General features: G+C 61.9%; 11 protein-coding genes. 6 read left to right on the forward strand and 5 right to left on the reverse strand.

Features of this window, described 5'->3' with window-relative positions:
• Nucleotides 1-205: 205 nt before the first annotated feature.
• Nucleotides 206-4,159, reverse strand: a complete 3,954-nt coding sequence (gene putA, locus BOP93_RS02185; RefSeq protein ID WP_104501396.1) for a trifunctional transcriptional regulator/proline dehydrogenase/L-glutamate gamma-semialdehyde dehydrogenase — start codon at nucleotides 4,157-4,159, stop codon at nucleotides 206-208.
• Nucleotides 4,160-4,620: 461 nt separating this feature from the next.
• On the opposite strand from putA, the gene putP reads away from it, so the two are divergent.
• The 4 genes from putP (at nucleotide 4,621) to BOP93_RS02205 (ending at nucleotide 9,953) form a co-directional block, all read left to right on the forward strand.
• On the forward strand, nucleotides 4,621-6,105 hold the full coding sequence (gene putP / locus BOP93_RS02190) for a sodium/proline symporter PutP (RefSeq protein WP_104501397.1): 1,485 nt from the start codon (nucleotides 4,621-4,623) through the stop codon (nucleotides 6,103-6,105).
• A gap of 200 nt (nucleotides 6,106-6,305) precedes the next feature.
• Nucleotides 6,306-8,312, forward strand: coding sequence for a type VI secretion system tip protein VgrG (locus BOP93_RS02195; RefSeq protein ID WP_104501398.1), 2,007 nt, complete (start codon nucleotides 6,306-6,308; stop codon nucleotides 8,310-8,312).
• Nucleotides 8,312-9,037 carry a DUF4123 domain-containing protein gene (locus BOP93_RS02200; RefSeq protein ID WP_104501399.1) on the forward strand — a complete coding sequence of 242 codons (726 nt, stop codon included), beginning with the start codon at nucleotides 8,312-8,314 and terminating at the stop codon, nucleotides 9,035-9,037. The genes BOP93_RS02195 and BOP93_RS02200 overlap by 1 nt, the downstream gene beginning before the upstream one ends.
• A gap of 79 nt (nucleotides 9,038-9,116) precedes the next feature.
• On the forward strand, nucleotides 9,117-9,953 hold the full coding sequence (locus BOP93_RS02205; RefSeq protein ID WP_104501400.1) for a 23S rRNA (adenine(2030)-N(6))-methyltransferase RlmJ: 837 nt from the start codon (nucleotides 9,117-9,119) through the stop codon (nucleotides 9,951-9,953).
• Between the two features lie 138 nt (nucleotides 9,954-10,091).
• Here BOP93_RS02205 and msrA read toward each other — a convergent pair whose 3' ends face one another.
• The 4 genes from msrA to aceE form a co-directional block, all read right to left on the reverse strand.
• On the reverse strand, nucleotides 10,092-10,739 hold the full coding sequence (msrA, locus tag BOP93_RS02210; protein ID WP_065886579.1) for a peptide-methionine (S)-S-oxide reductase MsrA: 648 nt from the start codon (nucleotides 10,737-10,739) through the stop codon (nucleotides 10,092-10,094).
• 72 nt (nucleotides 10,740-10,811) lie between these two features.
• Complete coding sequence (locus tag BOP93_RS02215) at nucleotides 10,812-13,505, reverse strand: putative bifunctional diguanylate cyclase/phosphodiesterase (protein WP_104501401.1); 2,694 nt, start codon at nucleotides 13,503-13,505, stop codon at nucleotides 10,812-10,814.
• Nucleotides 13,506-13,807: 302 nt separating this feature from the next.
• The gene (gene aceF / locus BOP93_RS02220) at nucleotides 13,808-15,457 is read right to left on the reverse strand and encodes a dihydrolipoyllysine-residue acetyltransferase (RefSeq protein ID WP_104501402.1); all 1,650 of its coding nucleotides are present in this window, start codon (nucleotides 15,455-15,457) and stop codon (nucleotides 13,808-13,810) included.
• An 11-nt stretch (nucleotides 15,458-15,468) separates the two neighbouring features.
• On the reverse strand, nucleotides 15,469-18,114 hold the full coding sequence (gene aceE / locus BOP93_RS02225) for a pyruvate dehydrogenase (acetyl-transferring), homodimeric type (RefSeq protein ID WP_065894434.1): 2,646 nt from the start codon (nucleotides 18,112-18,114) through the stop codon (nucleotides 15,469-15,471).
• A gap of 383 nt (nucleotides 18,115-18,497) precedes the next feature.
• On the opposite strand from aceE, the gene glnE reads away from it, so the two are divergent.
• The gene (gene glnE, locus BOP93_RS02230; RefSeq protein WP_104501403.1) at nucleotides 18,498-21,437 is read left to right on the forward strand and encodes a bifunctional [glutamate--ammonia ligase]-adenylyl-L-tyrosine phosphorylase/[glutamate--ammonia-ligase] adenylyltransferase; all 2,940 of its coding nucleotides are present in this window, start codon (nucleotides 18,498-18,500) and stop codon (nucleotides 21,435-21,437) included.
• Nucleotides 21,438-21,491: 54 nt separating this feature from the next.
• Complete coding sequence (waaF, locus tag BOP93_RS02235) at nucleotides 21,492-22,526, forward strand: lipopolysaccharide heptosyltransferase II (RefSeq protein WP_104501404.1); 1,035 nt, start codon at nucleotides 21,492-21,494, stop codon at nucleotides 22,524-22,526.
• Nucleotide 22,527: the final 1 nt, after the last annotated feature.

Below are 22,527 nucleotides of genomic sequence, written 5' to 3' on the forward strand. Positions count from 1 at the left end.
AGGAATTGGCCTGAGTCTAAGTGCGCGAATGGAGGGTGGATAGCAAGATTGATCTGGGTGATAGAGGGGCAAAACGCAGGCAGGGAATTGAAATGGGGCCAAATGTGGGAGGGGGCTTGCCCCCGATAGCGGTGTGTCAGCCAAACATAAGCTGGCTGATCCATCGCAATCGGGGGCAAGCCCCCTCCCACATTTTTTACCGCGGTTAGCCGATGGTCATCAGGCTGGCGTTACCGCCTGCCGCAGCGGTGTTGACGCTCAACGCCCGCTCGATCACCAGGCGCTCCAGCGCAATCGCCGTTTCGCCCTGCGACAGACCCTGCACGCCAACAATCGCACCGCCACGCTGCGCCACTTGCTGGCACACCGCGCGCAATTGGTCGGAATCACCGTGATGCAGGACCGCGTCAAACACCACGTCGTCCTTGGTCCAGTCGGCCACGCGCTTGATCTTCGCCTGAATGTCTTTCGGCAGGCGTGGGAACAAGGCCTTGGTCAGCTCGGTTTCCGGCCATACCGCCGAACCGCCTACCGCCAATACCGCGGCCAGTTGGGTCAGCAGGTCGCCTTCCACTTCGGCCAGGCACAGCACGTGCTCGCGCGGCAGGATCGCATAGCTGTTGCGCTCGCCGGTCGGGCCGGCCAGTTGACGGGTGATACCGCTTTGCGACTGTGCGGCAAATTGTGTGCACAGGGCGCTCAGTTCGCTGAACTTGTGAGTGTCGGCCCAGGTTTTCAGCGCGGTCAGCGGTTGGCTCATGGCGTCGCGCAGGCGCAGGTCGGGTGCGGTCAAGGCGTCGCCACGTACGAAGGATTGCTCGATCGCGTCGGTAGGACGGGTCGACAACAGGCGGTACAGGTACAGCGGACCACCGGCTTTGGGGCCGGTACCCGACAGGCCTTCACCGCCGAACGGCTGCACGCCGACCACGGCGCCGACAATGTTGCGGTTGACGTAGACGTTACCGGCGTTGACGTTGTCGATCACCTTGGCGATGGTCTCGTCGATGCGGGTGTGCACGCCCAGGGTCAGGCCGTAGCCGGATGCGTTGATCTGGCCGATGAGCTGGTCGATTTCTTTACGCTTGTAGCGCACCACGTGCAGCACCGGACCGAAGATTTCCCGTTGCAGCTCGTCGAAGCTTTCCAGCTCGATCAGGGTCGGCATCACGAAGGTGCCACGCTTGATCTCGTCGCCATCGGCAATCGCCACCTGGTAAACGTTGCGGCCTTTGTCGCGCATGGCCTGGATGTGTTTCTCGATGCCGGCCTTGGCTTCGGCGTCGATCACCGGGCCGATATCCACCGACAGGCGCTCCGGGTTGCCGAGGCGGCATTCGGCCATGGCACCCTTGAGCATTTCGATGACGCGGTCTGCCGAATCTTCCTGCAGGCACAAGACGCGCAGGGCCGAGCAACGTTGGCCGGCGCTGTCGAAGGCCGACGACACCACGTCGATGACCACCTGTTCGGTGAGCGCCGACGAATCGACGATCATCGCGTTCTGGCCACCGGTTTCGGCGATCAGTGGAATCGGGCGGCCCTGAGCATCCAGGCGCCCGGCCACACTGCGTTGCAGCAAGCGTGCAACCTCGGTGGAACCGGTGAACATCACGCCTTTGACGCGCTCATCACCGACCAGGCGGGCACCGACGCTTTCGCCCTGGCCCGGCAGCAATTGCAGCACGCCTTGCGGAATGCCGGCTTCGAGCAGGATGCGCACGGCTTGGGCGGCGACCAGCGGGGTTTGTTCGGCAGGCTTGGCCAGTACCGGGTTACCGGCGGCCAATGCAGCAGCGACCTGGCCGCTGAAGATCGCCAGCGGGAAGTTCCACGGGCTGATACACACCACCGGGCCCAATGGGCGGTGGGCGTCGTTGGTGAAATCGTTGCGTGCCTGTACCGCGTAGTAGCGCAGGAAGTCCACGGCTTCGCGTACTTCAGCGATGGCGTTGGCGAAGGTCTTGCCGGCTTCACGGGCGAGCAGGCCCATCAGTGGCTGGATTTCGCCTTCCATCAGGTCGGCGGCGCGTTCCAGGATCGCGGCGCGCTCGGCGGGCGGGGTGGCCTGCCAGATCGGTGCGGCGCTGATAGCGCACTGGATCGCATTGTCGACGTCTTCGACCGTGGCTTCCTGAACATGACCGACCACATCGCGCAGGTCCGACGGGTTCAGCACCGCGGCAGCCGGTTGTTCGCTGGCGGCGCAACCGAGCATCGGCGCGGCTTTCCAGTTGTTGTGGGCGGTGGCCAGCAGGGCGCAGGACAGCGATGCCAGGCGATGCTCGTTGGCCAGGTCGATACCGGCCGAGTTGGCGCGGTCGCGGCCATACAAGTCACGCGGCAGCGGGATACGCGGGTGCGGCAGGCCGAAGCCGCCTTCCACGGTCGCCATCTGCTCGATGCTCGCCACTGGATCGGCCACCAGCTCCTGGATCGAGATGGATTGGTCGGCGATGCGGTTGACGAACGAAGTGTTCGCGCCGTTTTCCAGCAGGCGACGCACCAGATACGCCAGCAGTGTTTCGTGGGTGCCGACAGGGGCGTACACGCGGCACGGACGGTTAAGCTTGCCTTCGGAAACCTTGCCTACGACCTGTTCGTACAGCGGCTCACCCATGCCGTGCAGGCATTGGAACTCGTACTGGCCGGGGTAATAGTTCTGACCGGCAATGTGGTAGATGGCGGCCAGGGTGTGGGCGTTGTGCGTGGCGAACTGCGGGTAGATGACTTCCGGCACCGACAGCAGTTTGCGTGCGCAGGCAATGTAGGAAACGTCGGTGTAGACCTTGCGCGTGTACACCGGGTAGCCTTCCAGGCCTTCGACCTGGGCGCGTTTGATTTCGCTGTCCCAGTACGCGCCTTTAACCAGGCGGATCATCAGGCGGTGGCGGCTGCGGCGGGCCAGGTCGATCACATAGTCGATCACGTACGGGCAACGCTTCTGGTAGGCCTGGATCACGAAACCGATACCGTTCCAGCCGGTCAATTGCGGCTCGAAGCACAGGCGCTCGAGCAGGTCCAGGGACAACTCGAGGCGGTCGGCTTCTTCGGCGTCGATGTTCAGCCCGATGTCGTACTGTTTGGCCAGCAAGGTCAGCGACAAGAGGCGCGGGTACAACTCGTCCATGACCCGCTCGTACTGCGCGCGGCTGTAACGCGGGTGCAGGGCGGAAAGCTTGATGGAGATGCCCGGGCCTTCATAGATCCCACGGCCGTGGGACGCCTTGCCGATGGAGTGAATGGCTTGTTCGTACGAGGCCAGGTACTTCTGCGCATCGTGCTCGGTGAGCGCGGCTTCACCGAGCATGTCGTAGGAGTAGCGGAAGCCCTTGGCTTCGAACTTGCTCGCGTTGGCCAGGGCTTCGGCGATGGTTTCGCCGGTGACGAACTGCTCGCCCATCAGGCGCATGGCCATGTCGACGCCCTTGCGGATCATCGGCTCGCCGCTTTTGCCGATGATGCGGCTCAGGGACGAGGTCAAGCCGGCTTCGTTATGGGTGGCGACCAGTTTGCCGGTCAACAGCAAGCCCCAGGTGGCGGCATTGACGAACAGCGACGGGCTGTTACCCAGGTGCGGGTGCCAGTTGCCGGTGCTGATCTTGTCGCGGATCAGTGCATCGCGAGTGCCCTTGTCCGGGATGCGCAGCAGCGCTTCGGCCAGGCACATCAGCGCTACGCCTTCCTGGGACGACAGGGAAAATTCCTGCAGCAGGCCCTGAACAATACCGGCACGGCCGCCGGCGCTCTTCTGGTTGCGCAGCTTCTCGGCAATCGTGGCGGCCAGCTTGTTGGTGGCTTCGGCCATGTCGGCCGGCAGGCGCGCCTGTTCGATCAGCATCGGCACCACTTCCGGCTCGGGGCGACGGTAAGCGGCGGTGATCGAGGCGCGCAATACGGACTGCGGCAGGATGCTCTCGGCGAACTCAAGGAAGCACTGGTGCGCGTGGTCGGCCTGCACCTCGCCCGCATCATCGGCGTCCTTGTTGCTCAAGCCATTGAGCTCGTTCAGGGTTGCACCACCCTCGAGTTTCTCCAGGTAATTGAAAATTGCCTGTTTGATCAGCCAGTGCGGCGTGCGATCAATGGAGGACGCGGCGGCCTTGAGGCGTTCGCGGGTCGGGTCGTCGAGTTTGACCCCAAGGGTGGTCGTAGCCATATTCTTATCCTCATGGGTGCCACTACCGAGTGGCATCTGCTGGCGGCAAGATTAGCTTTGCCCATGGCGAGGTGCAACCGGGTGCAACCCTTTTTGTTCATGAAATTTACGACGCTTGATCGGAAAAAATCCGGCCTTTGACCGAATCGGCTGCTTGTCGGTGCATTTGCTTCTGAGATTGAATGTTCTTGCTCCGAAAAGGAGCAAAAACACGGTGTTTGTGCGCAAAGGCGCGCAGGTGCAACTTATTCGCAAGAAACTGGTTGCACCTTATTTGCATTGTTGAATAGCATTCGCGCACCAAGGTGCAACCACCTCTACGGTTTGGTTCATCGGCTGGCGGCTTTCCTGGGGAAACGCCAGTCATAAATGCGCGGCATTCAGTATCGTTTATCGGGTTACTACCGGTAGCGGTCTGACAGACCGTCGCTACATAAAAACAAAGCCAGGGCGTCACTTCTATGAGCGTTAGCAATCCAACCCTGATCACGTTCGTGATCTATATCGCAGCAATGGTGCTGATCGGCCTGATGGCCTATCGCTCCACCAACAACCTTTCCGATTACATCCTTGGCGGTCGCAGCCTCGGCAGCGTGGTGACAGCCTTGTCCGCCGGTGCTTCCGATATGAGCGGCTGGTTGTTGATGGGCCTGCCGGGCGCGATCTACATGTCGGGTTTGTCGGAAAGCTGGATCGCCATCGGCCTGATCGTCGGTGCCTACCTCAACTGGCTGTTCGTGGCCGGTCGCCTGCGGGTGCAGACCGAACACAACGGCGACGCCCTGACCCTGCCGGATTACTTCTCCAGCCGCTTCGAAGATAAAAGCGGCCTGCTGCGGATCATTTCTGCCGTGGTGATCCTGGTGTTCTTCACCATTTACTGCGCCTCCGGCATTGTGGCCGGTGCGCGCCTGTTCGAAAGCACCTTCGGCATGTCCTACGAGACGGCGCTATGGGCCGGTGCTGCAGCGACTATCGCCTACACCTTCATCGGCGGTTTCCTGGCGGTCAGCTGGACCGACACCGTGCAAGCCACGCTGATGATCTTCGCGTTGATCCTGACGCCGATCATCGTACTGCTGGCCACCGGCGGCGTGGACACCACCTTCCTGGCCATCGAAGCCAAGGACCCGACCAACTTCGACATGCTGAAAAACACCACCTTCATCGGTATCATCTCGCTGATGGGCTGGGGCCTGGGCTACTTCGGCCAGCCGCACATTCTCGCGCGGTTCATGGCGGCGGATTCGGTAAAGTCGATTGCCAACGCGCGCCGCATCTCCATGACCTGGATGATTCTGTGCCTGGGCGGCACCGTGGCGGTGGGCTTCTTCGGCATCGCTTACTTCTCGGCGCATCCTGAGGTGGCCGGTCCCGTGACCGAAAACCCTGAGCGTGTGTTTATCGAACTGGCCAAAATCCTGTTCAACCCATGGGTTGCCGGTGTGTTGCTGTCGGCGATCCTGGCGGCCGTGATGAGCACCCTGAGCTGCCAATTGCTGGTGTGTTCCAGCGCCCTGACCGAAGACTTCTACAAGGCATTCCTGCGAAAGGGGGCTTCCCAGCTTGAGCTGGTGTGGGTCGGTCGGATCATGGTGCTGGTAGTGGCCTTGATTGCCATCGCCATGGCCGCCAACCCGGAAAACCGCGTACTGGGCCTGGTCAGCTACGCCTGGGCCGGTTTCGGCGCCGCCTTCGGCCCTGTGGTGCTGATCTCGGTCATCTGGAAACACATGACCCGCAACGGCGCACTGGCCGGCATCCTGGTGGGCGCGTTTACCGTGATCGTGTGGAAACACTTCGAGTTGCTCGGCCTGTACGAAATCATCCCAGGCTTCATCTTCGCCAGCCTGGCGATCTACTTCGTGAGCAAGATGGGTGCACCGACTGCCGGTATGGTCGAGCGCTTTGATGCGGCGGAAAAAGATTACAACCTCAACAAGTAATACCGCTGGGCGTTGATCGCCCGGTCATCGAAAAGAAGGCCTGCGTCCGACGGATGCGGGCCTTTTTTTTGCCTGAACGATTGGGCCTTGAGGATTTCGGCGCTGAGGATGTAGGACCTTACTTATTTTTCGTAGCAGTGCCCGACTCGGTAAACGGCTGTTGCAGAATCGCTCACTCACCCTTCGCAGAGAAACACCGGATGTTCGCTCCTGCCAATCAAAGTGCCTTTAATCTGACCCTGGATGGGGAGCCTTGTGATCTCAAGGTTCATGGATTCACGGGCGATGAATTCATCAGCCTGCCCTTTCGCTTTGACCTCGAGTTGGTCAGCGAACAACCCGACCTTGACCTCGACAGCCTTCTGCACCGCCAGGCATTCCTGGGGTTCGACGCTCACGGCCATGGCATTCATGGCCAGGTTTACCGCGTCGCGCAAGGCGATTCGGGCAAGCGCCTGACCCGTTATCAGATCACCCTGGTGCCGCAGTTGGCGTATCTGGAACACAGCAGCCACCAGCGAATCTTTCAGCAAAAAACCGTACCGCAGATCATTGCGCTGGTGCTGGAGGCTCAGGATATTCAGGCGAATACCTTTGTGTTTCGCCTGAGCGGTCAATATCCCGAGCGTGAGTACTGTGTTCAGTTCGACGAAACCGATTTGCAGTTCATCCAGCGCTTGTGCGTTGAGTCGGGCATTCACTACCACTTTCAGCACAGTCCCGAGCGCCACTTGCTGGTGTTTGGCGATGACCAGAGCGTGTTCAGGCAGCCGGACCAGGACACGTCTTATTTGGCCGGTTCCGGGATGGTGGCCGGGGCTCCGGCGATCAAGCGCTTTATGTTGCGGCTCGAAACCCGTACCGCCGGTGTGAACCTGCGGGCCTACGATTTCAAGAAACCCAGTCTGGTATTGGAAAGCACGGCCTCCAGCGCGCAACGCCCCTGCCTCGACGAACAGCGCTACCCCGGTGACTTTACGGATCGAGCGCACGGCAAGTACCTGGCGCAACGTGTGTTGGAGCGTCATCGCAGTGACTTTCGCCAGGCCAGCGGTATCAGCGACCAGCCGGCCCTGGTCACCGGACAGTTTCTGAAGATGGCCGATCACCCGCGTCAGGAGTGGAATGACCTGTGGCTGGTCACCCAGCTGCACCATACCGGGCAGCAGCCGCAAGTATTGGAGGAGTCTGCGCCTGAGGACGTGCCCGCAGGCTACAGCAACGAATTTGTCGTGACGCCTTGGGAGGTGCCGTTCCGAACGCCTGTGATCATGACCCGGCCACAGCTGTCGGGTTACCAGAACGCGGTGGTCACCGGGCCTGTCGGCAGTGAGGTGCACTGCGACGAATACGGTCGGGTCAAGGTGCAGATGGCCTGGGATCGCGACGGGGAACACAACGAACATTCCAGTTGTTGGCTGCGCGTGGCGAGCGGCTGGGCCCATGACCGTTACGGGGCGGTGCTGACCCCGCGCGTCGGCATGGAAGTGCTGGTGGGCTTCGTTGATGGCGACGTGGACATGCCGCTGGTGATGGGCTGCCTGCCCAACGCGGCGAATCGTTTGCCCCTCGATCTGCCGGCAGACAAGACCCGCAGTATCTTTCGCAGCCAGAGCAGCCCCGGTGGTGGCGGCTACAACGAACTGCGCATCGAGGACCGCAAGGGCGCCGAGGAAATTTACCTGCGCGCTCAGCGCGACTGGACCCAGCACGTGTTGCATGACCAGCAGGTGCAGGTCGATAACCAGCGCCGGGTTACGGTGGGCGGCGAGTCGCACCATGAGTTGCAGGGCGAAGAGCAACGCATCACCCACGGCAATCGCCTGACTGAACTCAAGCAGGATGACCACCTGATGGTCGGCGGTTCGCAGCACATGCGTGTCGGTCGCACCCTTCAACTGGGGGCAGGGCAGAGCATCGTCATCGATGCGGGGGCCAGCGTTACGATTCAGGCGGGAGGGCAGTCGATCACGCTGTCGGCGGGCGGTATTTTCAGCAGTGTGCCCATTCAGCCTGGCGGGGCGCCTGCCGCTACGATGGCGCCGTTGACGCCTGGTTTGAAGGAGGCGCTGCAGGCGGTTATCCCGCTTCCCCTGAGCCCTGTGCAAGTGGCCACCCTCAAGCGCAGCGCGCCGTTTTGCGAGGAGTGCGAGCGTTGTCGGGCCGGGCAGTGCGACATCACCGGGCATGCAGGGAGTGTTTCCTGATGCACACACCCATGGACCCCTGCACTTGGCTGGCACAGCATCCCCTGCGGGCCGATGAGCGAATCTATGCCGTACTGGGCAATGCCAGCGACGCCAGGCCGCTCGCGGCCTGGCAAGCCACGGCGGCGGGGCCGCTGCCCCAAGCGATCTGGGCAGGCACGGCCTACGCCCAGTGGGAGGCGGTGATGCCTTACGTGGGCATCGTCGAGCCGGGCAGCGCGTTTCTCGATTGGGTAGCCGCCACGCCAGCCGACGATTGGGGGTGGCTGGCGGTATCTTCCAGCCCACTGGAAAGCGTGGTCGCCCACCTGCAAGGCTTGAGCAAGGTATTCCTGCCCAATGACCAGGCGGTGTTTTTCCGCTTCTGGGATGGCGCCCGGTTTGAGCCGATGTGGCAGCACCTGGATGGCCAGGCAGGCGCGGTTTTGCCGGTGTTTGGGCGTTACCTTATCAATGGCCGGCCGCTGACGTTGGCAACTGGACCGGTCACGCCAGCTCAAGCGTGCCCGTGGTGGCGAGTGCCAGCCGCGTTGCTCAGGCACCTGGAGGAGCAGTCGCCGGGCGTGCTGATCGACAACCTGCTGCAATGGCTGCAAGCGCAGCGTCCTGATCTGTATGCCGCCTTTACGCCGGCCACCTTGCAGCACAAACTTGGCTGGTTCGTGCGCAGGCGGGGGGCCAGCCATGCGGCGCTGGTCGATTACCTCCAGTCGCAGCTGAGTTAGACAAAGATGCCACCCGCCATGCGGCCCTGCACCTTTGCGCCGGTAGAAGGTAAACTTCGCCCCCTGCGCAGGAGCAACCATGAATTATCGTCACGCCTTTCACGCCGGCAACCACGCCGATGTCTTCAAACACCTGACCTTGACCCGTCTCATCGCCCTGATGTCGCGCAAGGAGCAGCCGTTCGCCTACCTTGATACCCACGCCGGCATTGGCCTGTATGACCTGCAGGGCGACCAGGCCAACCGCACTGGTGAATACCTGGAAGGCATCGCCCGCCTGTGGGGCGCCAACGACCTGCCGCCGCTCACCGCCGATTACATGCGCGTGCTGCACGAGATGAACCCGGATGGCCAGTTGCGCTACTACCCGGGCTCGCCGGAGCTGTCGCGCCGCCTGACGCGCCCCCAGGACCGTGTGTTGCTCAACGAAAAACACCCGGAAGACGGCGTACTGCTCAAGGACAACATGAAGGGGGACCGCCGGGTCAAGGTGCACCTGGGCGAAGGCTGGCATGTGCCGCGCGCCTTGTTGCCGGTGCCGGAAAAACGCGCGCTGATGCTGATCGACCCGCCGTTCGAAAAACTCGATGAAATGCAGCGTTGCGCGGCGTCCCTCAAGGAAGCCGTCAGCCGCATGCGTCAGACCGTCGCGGCGATCTGGTACCCGGTCAAAGACCACCGCATGTTGCGCCGCTTTTACCAGGACCTGGCCGGCACCGGCGCGCCGAAGCTGCTGCGCGTGGAATTGCTGGTGCACCCGCTGGACACGCCCAACACCTTGACCGGCTCGGGCCTGGCGATTGCCAACCCGCCGTGGGGGCTGGAAGAGGAATTGCGTGAACTGCTGCCATGGCTGTCCAAACAGCTTGGCCAGACCCAGGGCGGGTGGCAGATGGATTGGCTCATCGCTGAGTAACTAATCTCAATACAAACGCAGAACCCAATGTGGGAGGGGGCTTGCCCCCGATTGCTGGGTGTCAGTCATTACATCAGTAACTGACACTCCGCTATCGGGGGCAAGCCCCCTCCCACATTTTTTAATCTGTGTTGTGCTTTAGATCGGGCAGGTCACGCCGGTGCCGCCGATGCCGCAATAACCCTGCGGGTTCTTCGCCAGGTATTGCTGGTGATACGCCTCGGCGAAGTACACCGTCGGCGCTTCGTCGATTTCGGTGGTGATCTCGCCCAGGCCGGCCTTGGTCAGCTCTTGCTGATAGGCCTCGGCACTGGCCTTGGCCGCTGCCAGTTGCTCCGGCGTGGTGGCGTAGATCACCGAGCGGTATTGGCTGCCGATGTCGTTGCCCTGGCGCATGCCCTGAGTCGGGTTGTGCAGTTCCCAGAACATCTTCAGCAGGTCTTCGTATTTCACTTTGGCCTGGTCGTATACCACCAGCACCACTTCGCTGTGGCCGGTCAGGCCCGAGCAGACTTCTTCGTAGGTCGGGTTCGGCGTGAAGCCGCCGGCGTAGCCGACCACGGTACTGACCACCCCGTCGCGCTCCCAGAATTTGCGCTCGGCGCCCCAGAAACAACCAAGGCCGAAGATCGCGAAACCGACGTCGTCAGTAAAAGGGCCCAGCAACGGGTTGCCGTTGACGAAGTGAGTTTCGGGCAATGCCATCGGGGTTTCACGGCCGGGCAAGGCTTGTTCTTGAGTAGGCAGCACGTTTTTGTTCACCAGAATTTCCGAGCGCAAGACCATGATCAGTCCTCTCGTCAGGTTGAGTAACAGTAAATTTTCAGACAGCCAGTGTGCCCGAGTGTTACCGCGCTGTCAGGCAATTGGCCCGCGTGGATAACGTTTGAGCTTTTCCAGTAGATCTGCGCCGGGGATTGGCCGGTCGAACAGATAGCCCTGGCCCACGTCGCAACGATGCCGACGCAGGAACGCCAGTTGCTCGGCGGTCTCGATGCCTTCGGCTACTACCTTGAGCTTGAGGTTGTGGGCCATGGCGATGACCGCCGAGGTGATCTCCATGTCGTCCTGGTTATCCGGGATTTCATGGATAAAGCTTCGATCAATCTTAATGATGTCGATGGGGAATTTTTTCAAGTAGCTCAGCGACGAGTAACCAGTGCCGAAGTCGTCCATGGCCAGGGTCAGGCCAAAACTCTTCAGTTGGTCCAGCTGCTGGCGCGTGTCTTCGGTGGCTTCCAGCAGCAGGCCTTCGGTCAGCTCCAGCTCCAGCAGATTGGCCGGCAACTGTTCTTCCTTGAGGATCGTGGCAATCGAGGCCACCAGGTCCGGGTCGGAAAACTGCTTGGGCGACAGGTTGATCGCCACCTGCAAATTACCCAGGCCCGCGGCCGTCAATCGACGGCTCATGCGGCATGCCTGCCGGGCGACCCATTTGCCGATGGGGATGATCAAGCCGGTCTCTTCGGCCACGCTGATGAACTGGTCGGGGCGGATCATGCCCTTTTCCGGGTGGTTCCAGCGCAACAGCGCTTCCATGCCCAGCAGGCGACCACTGCGCAGGCAAAGCTTGGGCTGGTAGAACACGTCCAGCTCATTCTGGGTGAGGGCGCGGCGCAGGTTGTTTTCCACAAACAGCTTGTAGCTGGCCTCGGCATTCAGCGCTTCGGTAAACACCTGCACCTGGTGTTTGCCGTTGGCCTTGGCCTTGTGCAGGGCCAGGCCGGCGTTGCGCATCAGCGTCTGCGGATCGCGCCCGTGCAACGGCGCGCAGGCCAGGCCCACGGAGCCGGTCACGCTGATCAACTGGTTGTCGACGAACATCGGTTTGTCGAGGGTGGCCAGTAACTGGCTGGCCACCTGCTGGCCGGTCTCCATGTCGGCATCGTCAAGCAGCACCGCAAACTCGTTACTGGCAAAGCGCGCCAGGCTGCCGCCGCTGCTCAAACTGTTGCGCAGACGACGGGCCAGGCTGATCAGCAGCTTGTCACCGGTCTGGTGGCCGAGGCTGTCGTTGATCCGCTTGAAGTTGTCGATGTCCACCAGCAGCAGGCTGATCGGGCTGTCGCTGTCGCGGGCAAAGCGCTCGTCGAGGTTGCGGATGAACGCCGGGCGATTGCCCAGGTTGGTCAGGTTGTCGGTGTAGGCCAGGCGTTCGATGCGCTGTTGCGCCAGCTTGGTCTGGGTGATGTCTTCGTAGATGCCGATGTAGTGGGTCAACTCACGGTTGTCGCCATATACCTTGGAAATCGACAACTGGCCCCAGTAGGGTTCCAGGTTTTTGCGCCGGCTTTTGAATTCGCCTTGCCAGCTGTTGCTTTTGGCCAGGACCGACGGCGCGTCGAACAGCAACTCGCTGAGGTTCTCCAGGGCCGGCAACTGCGCCAGGCGGTGGCCATGCACCTCTTCGGCGCTGTATTGGGTAATGGCGGTAAAGCTTGGGTTGACGTACTCCACCACACCATCGCAATTGACCAGCAGAAACGCGTTGGCGCTCTGTTCCACGGCACGCTGGAACAGATGCAGGGCGCTGGTGGCGGTGCGTCGGTTGTGGTTGTTGATGACTTGGGCGAACTGGTCCGCCAGCTCGCCGGCAAAGGCGATTTCATCGGACTGCCATGCCCGCGAACTGCCGCTTTGCTCCAGGCACAGCACGCCGACGACCTGGCCATCCACGCGGATGCTCGCGTCGAGCATGGCGTGGACATCCTTGGCGATCAGGCTTTCGGCCATTTTCCGGGTGCGCGGGTCGCGCATGGCATGGGTGGCATCGATGGCACGGCTGCTGTGCAGGGCTTCGAGGTAATCGGGGAAGCAGCTGGCGTCGATCGCTTCGGGCAAATGGTGGCGTTGATCGGCGCGGTGATAGGCCGAAATCGGCACCAGGCGCTGGCCTTCCAGGTTCCAGATGCTGGCGCAATCGATCTGATAGATGTCGCAGGCGCTGCGGGTGATCAGTTCAGCGGCTTCTTGCAACGAATTGGGTGTGGTGTAGCGCTGGCGGGCCAACAGCAGGATCAGTTCCTGCTGGGCGCGTACCCGCTCCAGGTGCTGCAGTTGCTCCTGCTGCGCGCGCTGGTTGAGTTCCAGGGCGATTTGCAGGCGGCTGTTCTGGTTTTCCAGGTCGGCGGTCGGCACCGTGACGGGCAGTTCGCTGAACAGGCCGTCCACCACCATCAGGTAGCCGCGCAGCAGGTGACGGTTGTGCTGTTTGTAGGCCTCGCCCATTTCCAGCAGGCTCAGCGGGCCGTCGTTGGTGTGCAGGGTGTAGCGCACCAGATAGTGGGCGCTATGGGTCAGTTGCTGCTGGATCGCGTCGTGCAGCTGATAGCGCGCCTGGGGCTCCATCAGGCTGGCGTACGGCGTGCCGAGCAGGGCGCAGAGTTCGACCGCCGGCAGGCCGAATTGGCGCTCGCAGTTCGGGTCGAGGTAGAGCAGCGCCCAGCTTGCCTCATTAAGCCGTTCGAAACGCAGCATACCGAGGCGCGAAGGCACCGGTAATTGCGTCACTACCTCGGTCGCCATACGGGCGACATCGGGTTGGCTTTTCATGGGGGAAACTCGCTTGGGAAAATGCGCACGGCGCCGGGCTCACGCCCCTCTTTACTGTTGCTTGCGGCAAGGTTGCATCATGCGGCACGCACTGACAAGAGAGGATGAAGGCTAAGTGCTATAAGCCTGTTATCGGCCACGCGGGGGATTTCTGCAATCGGGGTGACGGAAGGTGTACAAGCCTGTCCTATGTGTACAGCAAACCCCAAAAAAAGCCCCGCCAAGTGGCGGGGTTGAGGTACGAGCGTGGCGCTCGGAAATCGATGCGGCGGTGGCCTCCCGCCAGGGGAGGCCGCTGCGGCTTACAGCAGGATGGTGCGGATGTCGTTGAGCAACTGGCTCAGGCGCTGGGTGAAGCGTGCCGCTGCGGCGCCGTTGATCACACGGTGATCGTAGGACAGCGACAGTGGCAGCATCAGCTTGGGCTGGAACGCTTTACCGTCCCATACCGGCTGGATAGTTGCCTTGGACACACCCAGGATCGCCACTTCCGGCGCGTTGACGATTGGCGTGAAGCCAGTGCCGCCAATGTGACCGAGGCTGGAGATGGTGAAGCACGCGCCCTGCATGTCGTCCGGGGTGAGCTTCTTGTCGCGGGCCTTGGCCGCCAACGTAGCAGCCTCGGCAGCCAGTTGCAGCAGGCTCTTCTGGTCGACGTTCTTGATGACCGGTACCAGCAGGCCGTCAGGCGTGTCGACCGCAAAGCCGATGTGCACGTACTTCTTGCGAATGATCGCTTTGCCGCTTGGCGCCAGCGAGCTGTTGAAGTCCGGCAGTTCCTTGAGCAGATGCGCACAAGCCTTGAGCAGCAGGGGCAGCACGGTCAGCTTCACGCCGGCCTTCTCGGCCACGGCTTTCTGCGCAACGCGGAAGGCTTCCAGGTCGGTGATATCAGCCTGGTCGAACTGAGTCACGTGCGGGATGTTCAGCCAGCTCGCGTGCAGGCCGGCCGCGCCGATTTGCATCAGGCGGGTCATCGGCACTTCTTCGATTTCGCCGAAACGGCTGAAATCCACGGTACGGATCGGCGGAATGCCCGAGCCCCCGGTAGCGCCACCGGCAGCCGGCGCTTCCTTGGCCTTCTGCATCATGGCCTTGACGTAAGCCTGCACGTCTTCCTTGAGCACGCGACCGTGAGGACCGCTGGCCGAGACGGCGCTCAGCTCGACGCCGAATTCACGGGCCAGTTGGCGTACAGCCGGTCCGGCGTGAACCTTGGCACCGCTTGGCGCAGGTGCGGCAGCAGCAGGGGCCGGAGCGGCCTCAGCTTTTGCAGCAGGCGCAGGGGCGGCAGCAGCCGGAGCAGCTTCAGCCTTGGCAGCCGGAGCGGCGGCCGGTGCTGGAGCGGCCGCAGGCGCAGCGCCTTGTACTTTCAGCTTGAGGATGAAGTCACCGGTGCCGACTTCGTCTTCCAGCTTGACCGCAATGCTTTCCACCACGCCGGCAGCCGGCGAAGGGATTTCCATGGAGGCCTTGTCGGACTCCAGGGTGATCAGCGACTGGTCGGCTTCGACGGTGTCGCCGACCTTGACCAGCAGCTCGATGATCTTGGCCTTGCCCGACGAGCCGATGTCCGGGACGTGAATGTCCTGGACGCTGGCGGCGGCAGGTGCGGCAGCCGGGACCGCTGGGGCCTCGGCGGCAGCGGCAGGCTGTTCAGCAGCAGGTGCAGGTGCAGCGGCGGCCGGAGCGGCAGCCGCAGGCGCAGCATCGGCAGCACCTTCGATTTCCAGCTCCAGCAGTTCGTCGCCTTCTTTCAGGCGGTCGCCCAGCTTCACTTTCAGGCTCTTGACCACGCCGGCCTTGGGAGCAGGGATTTCCATGCTCGCCTTGTCCGATTCCAGGGTCAGGATGCTCTGGTCGGCTTCGACGGTGTCGCCGACCTTCACAAACAGCTCGATTACTTCACCTTCACCGCTGCCGATGTCAGGTACGCGAATGAGTTCGCTCACAAAAAGTCTCCTCAGCAGTCCAGTGGGTTGCGTTTTTCCGGGTTGATCCCGAACTTGACGATGGCGTCAGCCACCACCTTGGGTTCGATCTCACCACGGTCAGCCAAGGCTTCCAGGGCTGCCAACACCACGAAGTGACGGTCGACTTCGAAGAAGTGACGCAGCTTCTTGCGGCTGTCACTGCGACCGAAACCGTCGGTGCCCAGGACTTTGAATTCCTTGGACGGGACCCACTGGCGAATTTGTTCGGCAAACAGTTTCATGTAGTCGGTAGAGGCGATGACCGGACCCTTACGGCCGGCCAGGCATTCTTCGACATAGCTCTTGGCTGGCTTCTGGCCAGGGTGCAGACGGTTGCTGCGCTCTACGGCCAGGCCGTCGCGACGCAGTTCGTTGAAGCTGGTCACGCTCCACACGTCGGCGCCGACGTTGAATTCGTCACGCAGGATCTTCGCCGCTTCACGCACTTCGCGCAGGATGGTGCCGGAGCCCATCAGTTGTACGTGGTGCGCCGCTTCCTTGGTGTCTTCCTCGAGCAGGTACATGCCCTTGATGATGCCTTCCTCCACACCGGCCGGCATGGCTGGCTGCTGGTAGGACTCGTTCATCACGGTGATGTAGTAGAAAACGTCCTGCTGCTCTTCGGTCATCTTCTTCATGCCGTCCTGGATGATCACCGCCAGCTCGTAGCCGTAGGTTGGATCAAAGGTGCGGCAGTTCGGGATGGTGGCAGCCAGGATGTGGCTGTGACCGTCTTCGTGTTGCAGGCCTTCGCCGTTCAGCGTGGTACGGCCGGCGGTGCCGCCGATCAGGAAACCACGGGTACGGCTGTCGCCAGCTGCCCAGGCCAGGTCGCCAATACGTTGGAAGCCGAACATCGAGTAGAAGATGTAGAACGGCAGCATCGGCTGGTTGTGGCTGGAGTACGAAGTACCGGCAGCGATGAAGGAGCTCATGGCGCCCGCTTCGTTGATGCCTTCTTCGAGAATCTGGCCCTTCTTGTCTTCCTTGTAGAACATCACCTGGTCTTTATCGACTGGCTCGTAGAGCTGGCCGACGGAGGAGTAGATGCCCAACTGGCGGAACATGCCTTCCATACCGAAGGTACGGGCTTCGTCCGGGATGATCGGGACGATGCGCGAACCGATTTCCTTGTCCTTGACCAGTTGCGCAAGGATGCGCACGAAGGCCATGGTGGTGGAGATTTCACGGTCGCCCGAGCCGTCCAGGATAGCCTTGAGGGTATCGAGTGGCGGCGTCGGGATGCTCATGCTCTTGGCGCGGCGTTGCGGCACGAAACCGCCCAGGGCGCTACGGCGCTCGCTGAGGTAGCGGGCTTCGGCGCTGTTCGGCTCCGGCTTGAAGAACGGCAGGTTCTCCAGCTCTTCGTCCTTGACCGGGATGTCGAAGCGGTCGCGGAACAGCTTCAGGCTGTCGACGTCGACTTTCTTGGTGTTGTGCGCGGTGTTCTTCGCTTCGCCGGCACCGGTGCCATAACCCTTGATGGTCTTGGCCAGGATGACGGTCGGTTGTTCCTTGTGGTTGACCGCTTCGTGGTACGCCGCGTAGACCTTGTACGGGTCGTGGCCGCCACGGTTGAGTTTCCAGATCTCGTCGTCGGACAGGTCGGCAACCATTGCCTTGAGTTCAGGCGTGTTGAAGAAGTGCTCGCGAACGAACGCGCCGTCTTTGGCCTTGTAGTTCTGGTACTCGCCGTCGATGACTTCGTCCATGCGACGTTGCAGGATACCGTCGACGTCCTTGGCCAGCAGTGGGTCCCAGAAGCGGCCCCAGATGACTTTGGTCACGTTCCAGTGAGCGCCGCGGAACACGCCTTCGAGTTCCTGGATGATCTTGCCGTTGCCGCGAACCGGGCCGTCGAGGCGCTGCAGGTTGCAGTTGATGACGAAGATCAGGTTGTCCAGCTTCTCGCGGCCGGCCAGGGAGATGGCGCCCAGGGATTCCGGCTCGTCGCACTCGCCGTCGCCCAGGAAGCACCAGACTTTCTGCTTGCCTTCGGGGATGAAGCCACGGGCTTCCAGGTACTTCATGAAGCGTGCCTGGTAGATCGCCTGGATCGGGCCCAGGCCCATGGATACCGTCGGGAACTGCCAGAAATCAGGCATCAGCCAAGGGTGCGGGTAGGACGACAGGCCCTGACCGTCGACTTCCTGGCGGAAGTTGTTCATTTGTTCTTCGCTGATGCGACCTTCCATGAACGCACGGGCGTAGACGCCTGGCGAGGTGTGGCCCTGGAAGTAGATCAGGTCGCCGCCGTGTTCGTCGGTCGGGGCCTGGAAGAAGTAGTTGAAGCCGATGTCATACAGGGTTGCGCTGGAAGCGAAGCTGGAGATGTGACCGCCCAGGTCCGAATCTTTCAAGTTCGTGCGCATTACCATCGCCATGGCGTTCCAGCGTACCAGCGAGCGAATGCGGCGTTCCATGAACAGGTCGCCAGGCATGCGTGCTTCGTGGGTAACGGGGATGGTGTTGCGGTATGGCGTAGTGATGGCGTAAGGCAACTGCGAGCCGCTGCGGGTCGCGAGTTCGCCCATGCGGGTCATCAGGTAATGAGCACGGTCTTCGCCTTCTTTGTCGAGAACCGATTCCAGGGCGTCCAGCCATTCCTGGGTTTCGACGGGATCGAGGTCTTGCATGGCTTGCTCCAGGGCGGAAAGGCTACCAGAATCGGTTGCCTGAAATTTGCGACTGGCCTTGTGGGCAGACGACATAAATTCTTGGATGGCCGAAGGTTGCTTCGGCGTCCTGTAGTTTTACTACAAATCGTCGGCCATTTCAGCCTTTCGAATGTATATACGAGTAGTAAAACTACACAAGACCGAGCGTATGGCTCGGTCTGGCTGGTGAGCATAATCGTTATTGTTGGTCTATTGCGAACAAGAAAAGGTGAAAGTTTGATGTTGCCTGCCAAGATTAATTTAATTTCAGCTATTTCTAACTTTTGTTCGACAGTCCTTCATCGAGCAGGGCTCCTGCGTTCACAACTACACGCCATTTACCCGCCGATCAAGGATAGACCATGAGCCTTCCTACGCTGGCCGAACTGCCGGCCATTCTGTTGCCTTACGCCAGCCGGGCCGAGCAGTCATTTCGTGACGCCGTGGCCGCGCTGGATGACGATCATGGCCTTTCTGGCTGGACGCCGCAACGCTGGGCCGACTTCGCGCGGGTGTGCGCCGCCAGTGATTTCGTGATTGAACAGAGTGTCCGTGACCCTTTGATGTTGCTCGAGCTGGTGGCCTGGGGCGAACTGGACCGGGGTTTTGCGCCGGGTGAACTGTGCGGGCAGATTGCCGGTGCCGTGCAACAGGCTGAAACAGAAGACCAGATGGGCCGTGTACTGCGCCGCCAGCGCACGCGCCAGCAGGTGCGCATCATCTGGCGCGACCTGACCCGCCAGGCTGATCTGGTGCAAACCTGTCGCGACCTCTCCGACATGGCCGACGCCTGTATCGACCAGGCCTACCAGTGGCTGTACCAGCGCCATTGCGTGCAGTTCGGCACGCCAACCGGGCGGCGCAGCGGCGAGGCGCAGCACATGGTCATCCTCGGCATGGGCAAGCTCGGGGCCGTGGAGCTGAACCTGTCGTCGGATATCGACCTGATCTTCGCCTACCCCGAAGGCGGCGAGACAGTGGGGGTCAAGCGCGCCCTGGATAACCAGGAGTTTTTCATCCGTCTTGGTCAGAAATTGATCAAGGCCCTCGACCCGATGACCGTCGACGGTTTCGTGTTTCGCGTCGACATGCGCCTGCGCCCCTACGGTTCGGCGGGCGCGCTGGTACTCAGCTTCAACGCGCTGGAGCAGTACTACCAGGACCAGGGCCGTGACTGGGAACGCTACGCCATGATCAAGGCCCGCGTCGTCGCCGGAGACCAGGTGGCCGGCGCACAACTGCTCGACATGCTGCGCCCGTTCGTCTATCGCCGTTACCTGGACTTCTCGGCCATCGAAGCGCTGCGCACCATGAAGCAGTTGATCCAGCAGGAAGTGCGGCGCAAGGGCATGGCCGACAATATCAAGCTGGGTTCGGGCGGTATTCGCGAGGTGGAATTTATCGCCCAGGCGTTTCAACTGATCCACGGTGGTCGCGACCTCAGCCTGCAGCAACGCCCGCTGTTGAACGTGCTCGGCACCCTGGAAGGCCAGGGCTACCTGCCGCCCGCGGTGATTGCCGAGCTGCGCAATGGCTACGAATTCCTGCGTTACACCGAGCACGCGATCCAGGCGATTGCCGACCGCCAGACCCAAATGCTCCCGGACAGCCCCGAAGACCAGGCGCGTATTGCCTTCATGCTGGGCTTTGCCGATTGGGCCGCGTTCCACGAGCGCTTGATGTATTGGCGTGGGCGGGTGGATTGGCATTTCCGCCAAGTGATTGCCGACCCTGATGAAGAAGAGGGTGAAGAAAGCGAGTTGGTTGTCGGTGGGGAGTGGCTTCCGCTGTGGGAAGAGTCCCAGGACGACGACGCGGCCTGCCGCCAATTGGGCGAAGGCGGCTTTACTGACGCGCCCAAGGCTCTCAAAGCCCTGGCCGGCCTGCGCGGTAGCCCGCAACTGCGCGCCATGCAGCGCCTCGGTCGCGAGCGCCTGGATGCGTTTATTCCGCGCTTGCTGGCCCAGGCTGTCGAACACGCCAATCCGGACCTGGTACTGGAGCGCGTACTGCCCCTGGTGGAGGCCGTCGCCCGGCGTTCCGCTTACCTGGTGCTGCTCACCGAGAATCCCGATGCCTTGCGCCGTCTATTGACCCTGTGCGCCGCGAGCCCGTGGATCGCCGAGCAGATCACGCGCTTTCCGCTGTTGCTGGATGAATTGCTCAACGAAGGACGCCTGTTCAAGCCACCGCTGGCGCCGGAACTGGCTGCCGAGTTGCGCGAGCGCCTCACGCGTATCCCCGAAGACGACCTCGAGCAGCAGATGGAAGCGCTGCGCCATTTCAAGCTGGCGCACCGCCTGCGCGTGGCGGCGTCGGAAATCGCCGGCAGCCTACCGTTGATGAAAGTCAGCGACTACCTCACCTGGCTCGCCGAAGCCATTCTCGAGCAAGTGCTGGCCCTGGCCTGGCGCCAGACCGTCGCCCGTCACGGCTCGCCGCAACGGCTGGACGGCAGCCTGTGCGATCCCGGGTTCATCATTGTCGGTTATGGAAAGGTCGGCGGTATCGAACTGGGGCATGGTTCGGACCTGGACCTGGTGTTTATCCATGACGGCGACCCGCAGGCCGAGACCGACGGCGCCAAGCCGATCGACGGCGCGCAGTTCTTCACGCGTCTGGGCCAGCGCATCATTCACCTGCTGACCACCCAGACCAACTCCGGCCAGTTGTACGAAGTGGATATGCGCCTGCGACCTTCAGGGGCGTCCGGCTTGTTGGTCAGTTCGCTGGGCGCGTTTGATCGCTATCAACAAAATGAAGCCTGGACCTGGGAGCATCAGGCGCTGATTCGCGCACGCGTCCTGGTCGGCAGCCAGGATGTGGGCCATGCATTCGAGCAGGTACGCGCTAACGTGTTGGGGCGTGAGCGGGATCTGGCCAAGCTGCGCCAGGAGGTCAGCGAGATGCGCGCCAAGATGCGCGATAACCTGGGAACCAAGAGCACAACGGCCGGCAGGGGCGCCAATGCCTTCGAAGCCACGGCGCTGTTCGACCTCAAGCAGGACGCCGGAGGTATCGTCGATATTGAATTTATGGTGCAATACGCCGCTTTGGCGTGGTCTGCGCAACATCCATCGTTGCTGCGCTACACCGACAATATCCGCATCCTCGAGGGCCTGGAGCAGGTCGGGCTGATGCCCGCCGCCGATGCTCACTTGCTGCGTGAAGTGTATAAGGCCTACCGCTCAGCCGCGCACCGCCAAGCCTTGCAGAACGAGGCCGGTACCGTGGCCGGCGACCAGTTCGCCGACGAACGGCGACAGGTGATGCGAATCTGGCAAACGCTGGGCTTGAGCTGAAACACTATTAGGGCGGGGAGGCATAAGCCTCCCCGCATCGTTTGTGGAAATGACATGAATATTCTGATCGTTGGGCCCAGCTGGGTCGGAGACATGGTGATGGCGCAGACACTGTTCCAGTGCCTGCGGCTGCGCTATCCGGACTGCCAGATCGACGTGCTCGCCCCTGAGTGGAGCCGGCCTATCCTTGAGCGCATGCCGCAAGTGCGCAAGGCCTTGAGCTTTCCGCTCGGCCATGGCGCGCTGGAATTGGCGACCCGCCGTCGCATCGGCAAAGCCATGGCCGGCCAGTACGACCAGGCCATCCTGTTGCCCAACTCGCTGAAGTCGGCGCTGGTGCCGTTTTTTGCCGGCATCCCCAAGCGTACCGGCTGGCGCGGCGAGTTTCGCTACGTGCTGCTCAATGACGTACGCACCTTGGACAAAGCCCGCTACCCGCTGATGATCGAACGTTTCATGGCCCTGGCCTACGAGCCGGGCGCTGAGCTGCCCAAGCCGTACCCGCGCCCCAGCTTGCAGATTGACCCGCTGACCCGCGCTGCGGCGCTGGCCAAGTTCGGCCTGACGCTGGATCGCCCGGTATTGGCATTGTGCCCGGGCGCCGAGTTTGGCGAATCCAAGCGCTGGCCGTCGGAGCATTACGCCAAAGTCGCCGAGGCCAGAATTCGCGAAGGCTGGCAAGTGTGGCTGTTTGGCTCGAAGAACGATCATTCGGTGGGTGAGGATATTCGCCAGCGTCTGATTCCGGGGCTGCGCGAAGAGGCGGTGAACCTCAGCGGCGAGACGTCCCTGGCCGAGGCCATCGACCTGCTGTCGTGCGCCGACGCAGTGGTGTCCAATGATTCCGGCCTGATGCACGTCGCCGCCGCGCTGAACCGTCCCTTGGTGGCGGTGTACGGCTCGACGTCACCCGGCTTCACCCCGCCCCTGGCGGACAAGGTCGAAGTGGTGCGCCTGGGCCTGGATTGCAGCCCCTGTTTTGAGCGCACCTGCCGTTTCGGCCACTACAATTGCCTGCGCCAATTGCTGCCGCAGCCGGTGACCGACGCGTTGCAGCGGTTGCAGGGCGACGTGGTCGAGGTTCACTGAG

It is taken from the genome of Pseudomonas orientalis (assembly GCF_002934065.1).
Classification (GTDB): Bacteria; Pseudomonadota; Gammaproteobacteria; order Pseudomonadales; family Pseudomonadaceae; genus Aquipseudomonas; species Aquipseudomonas orientalis_A.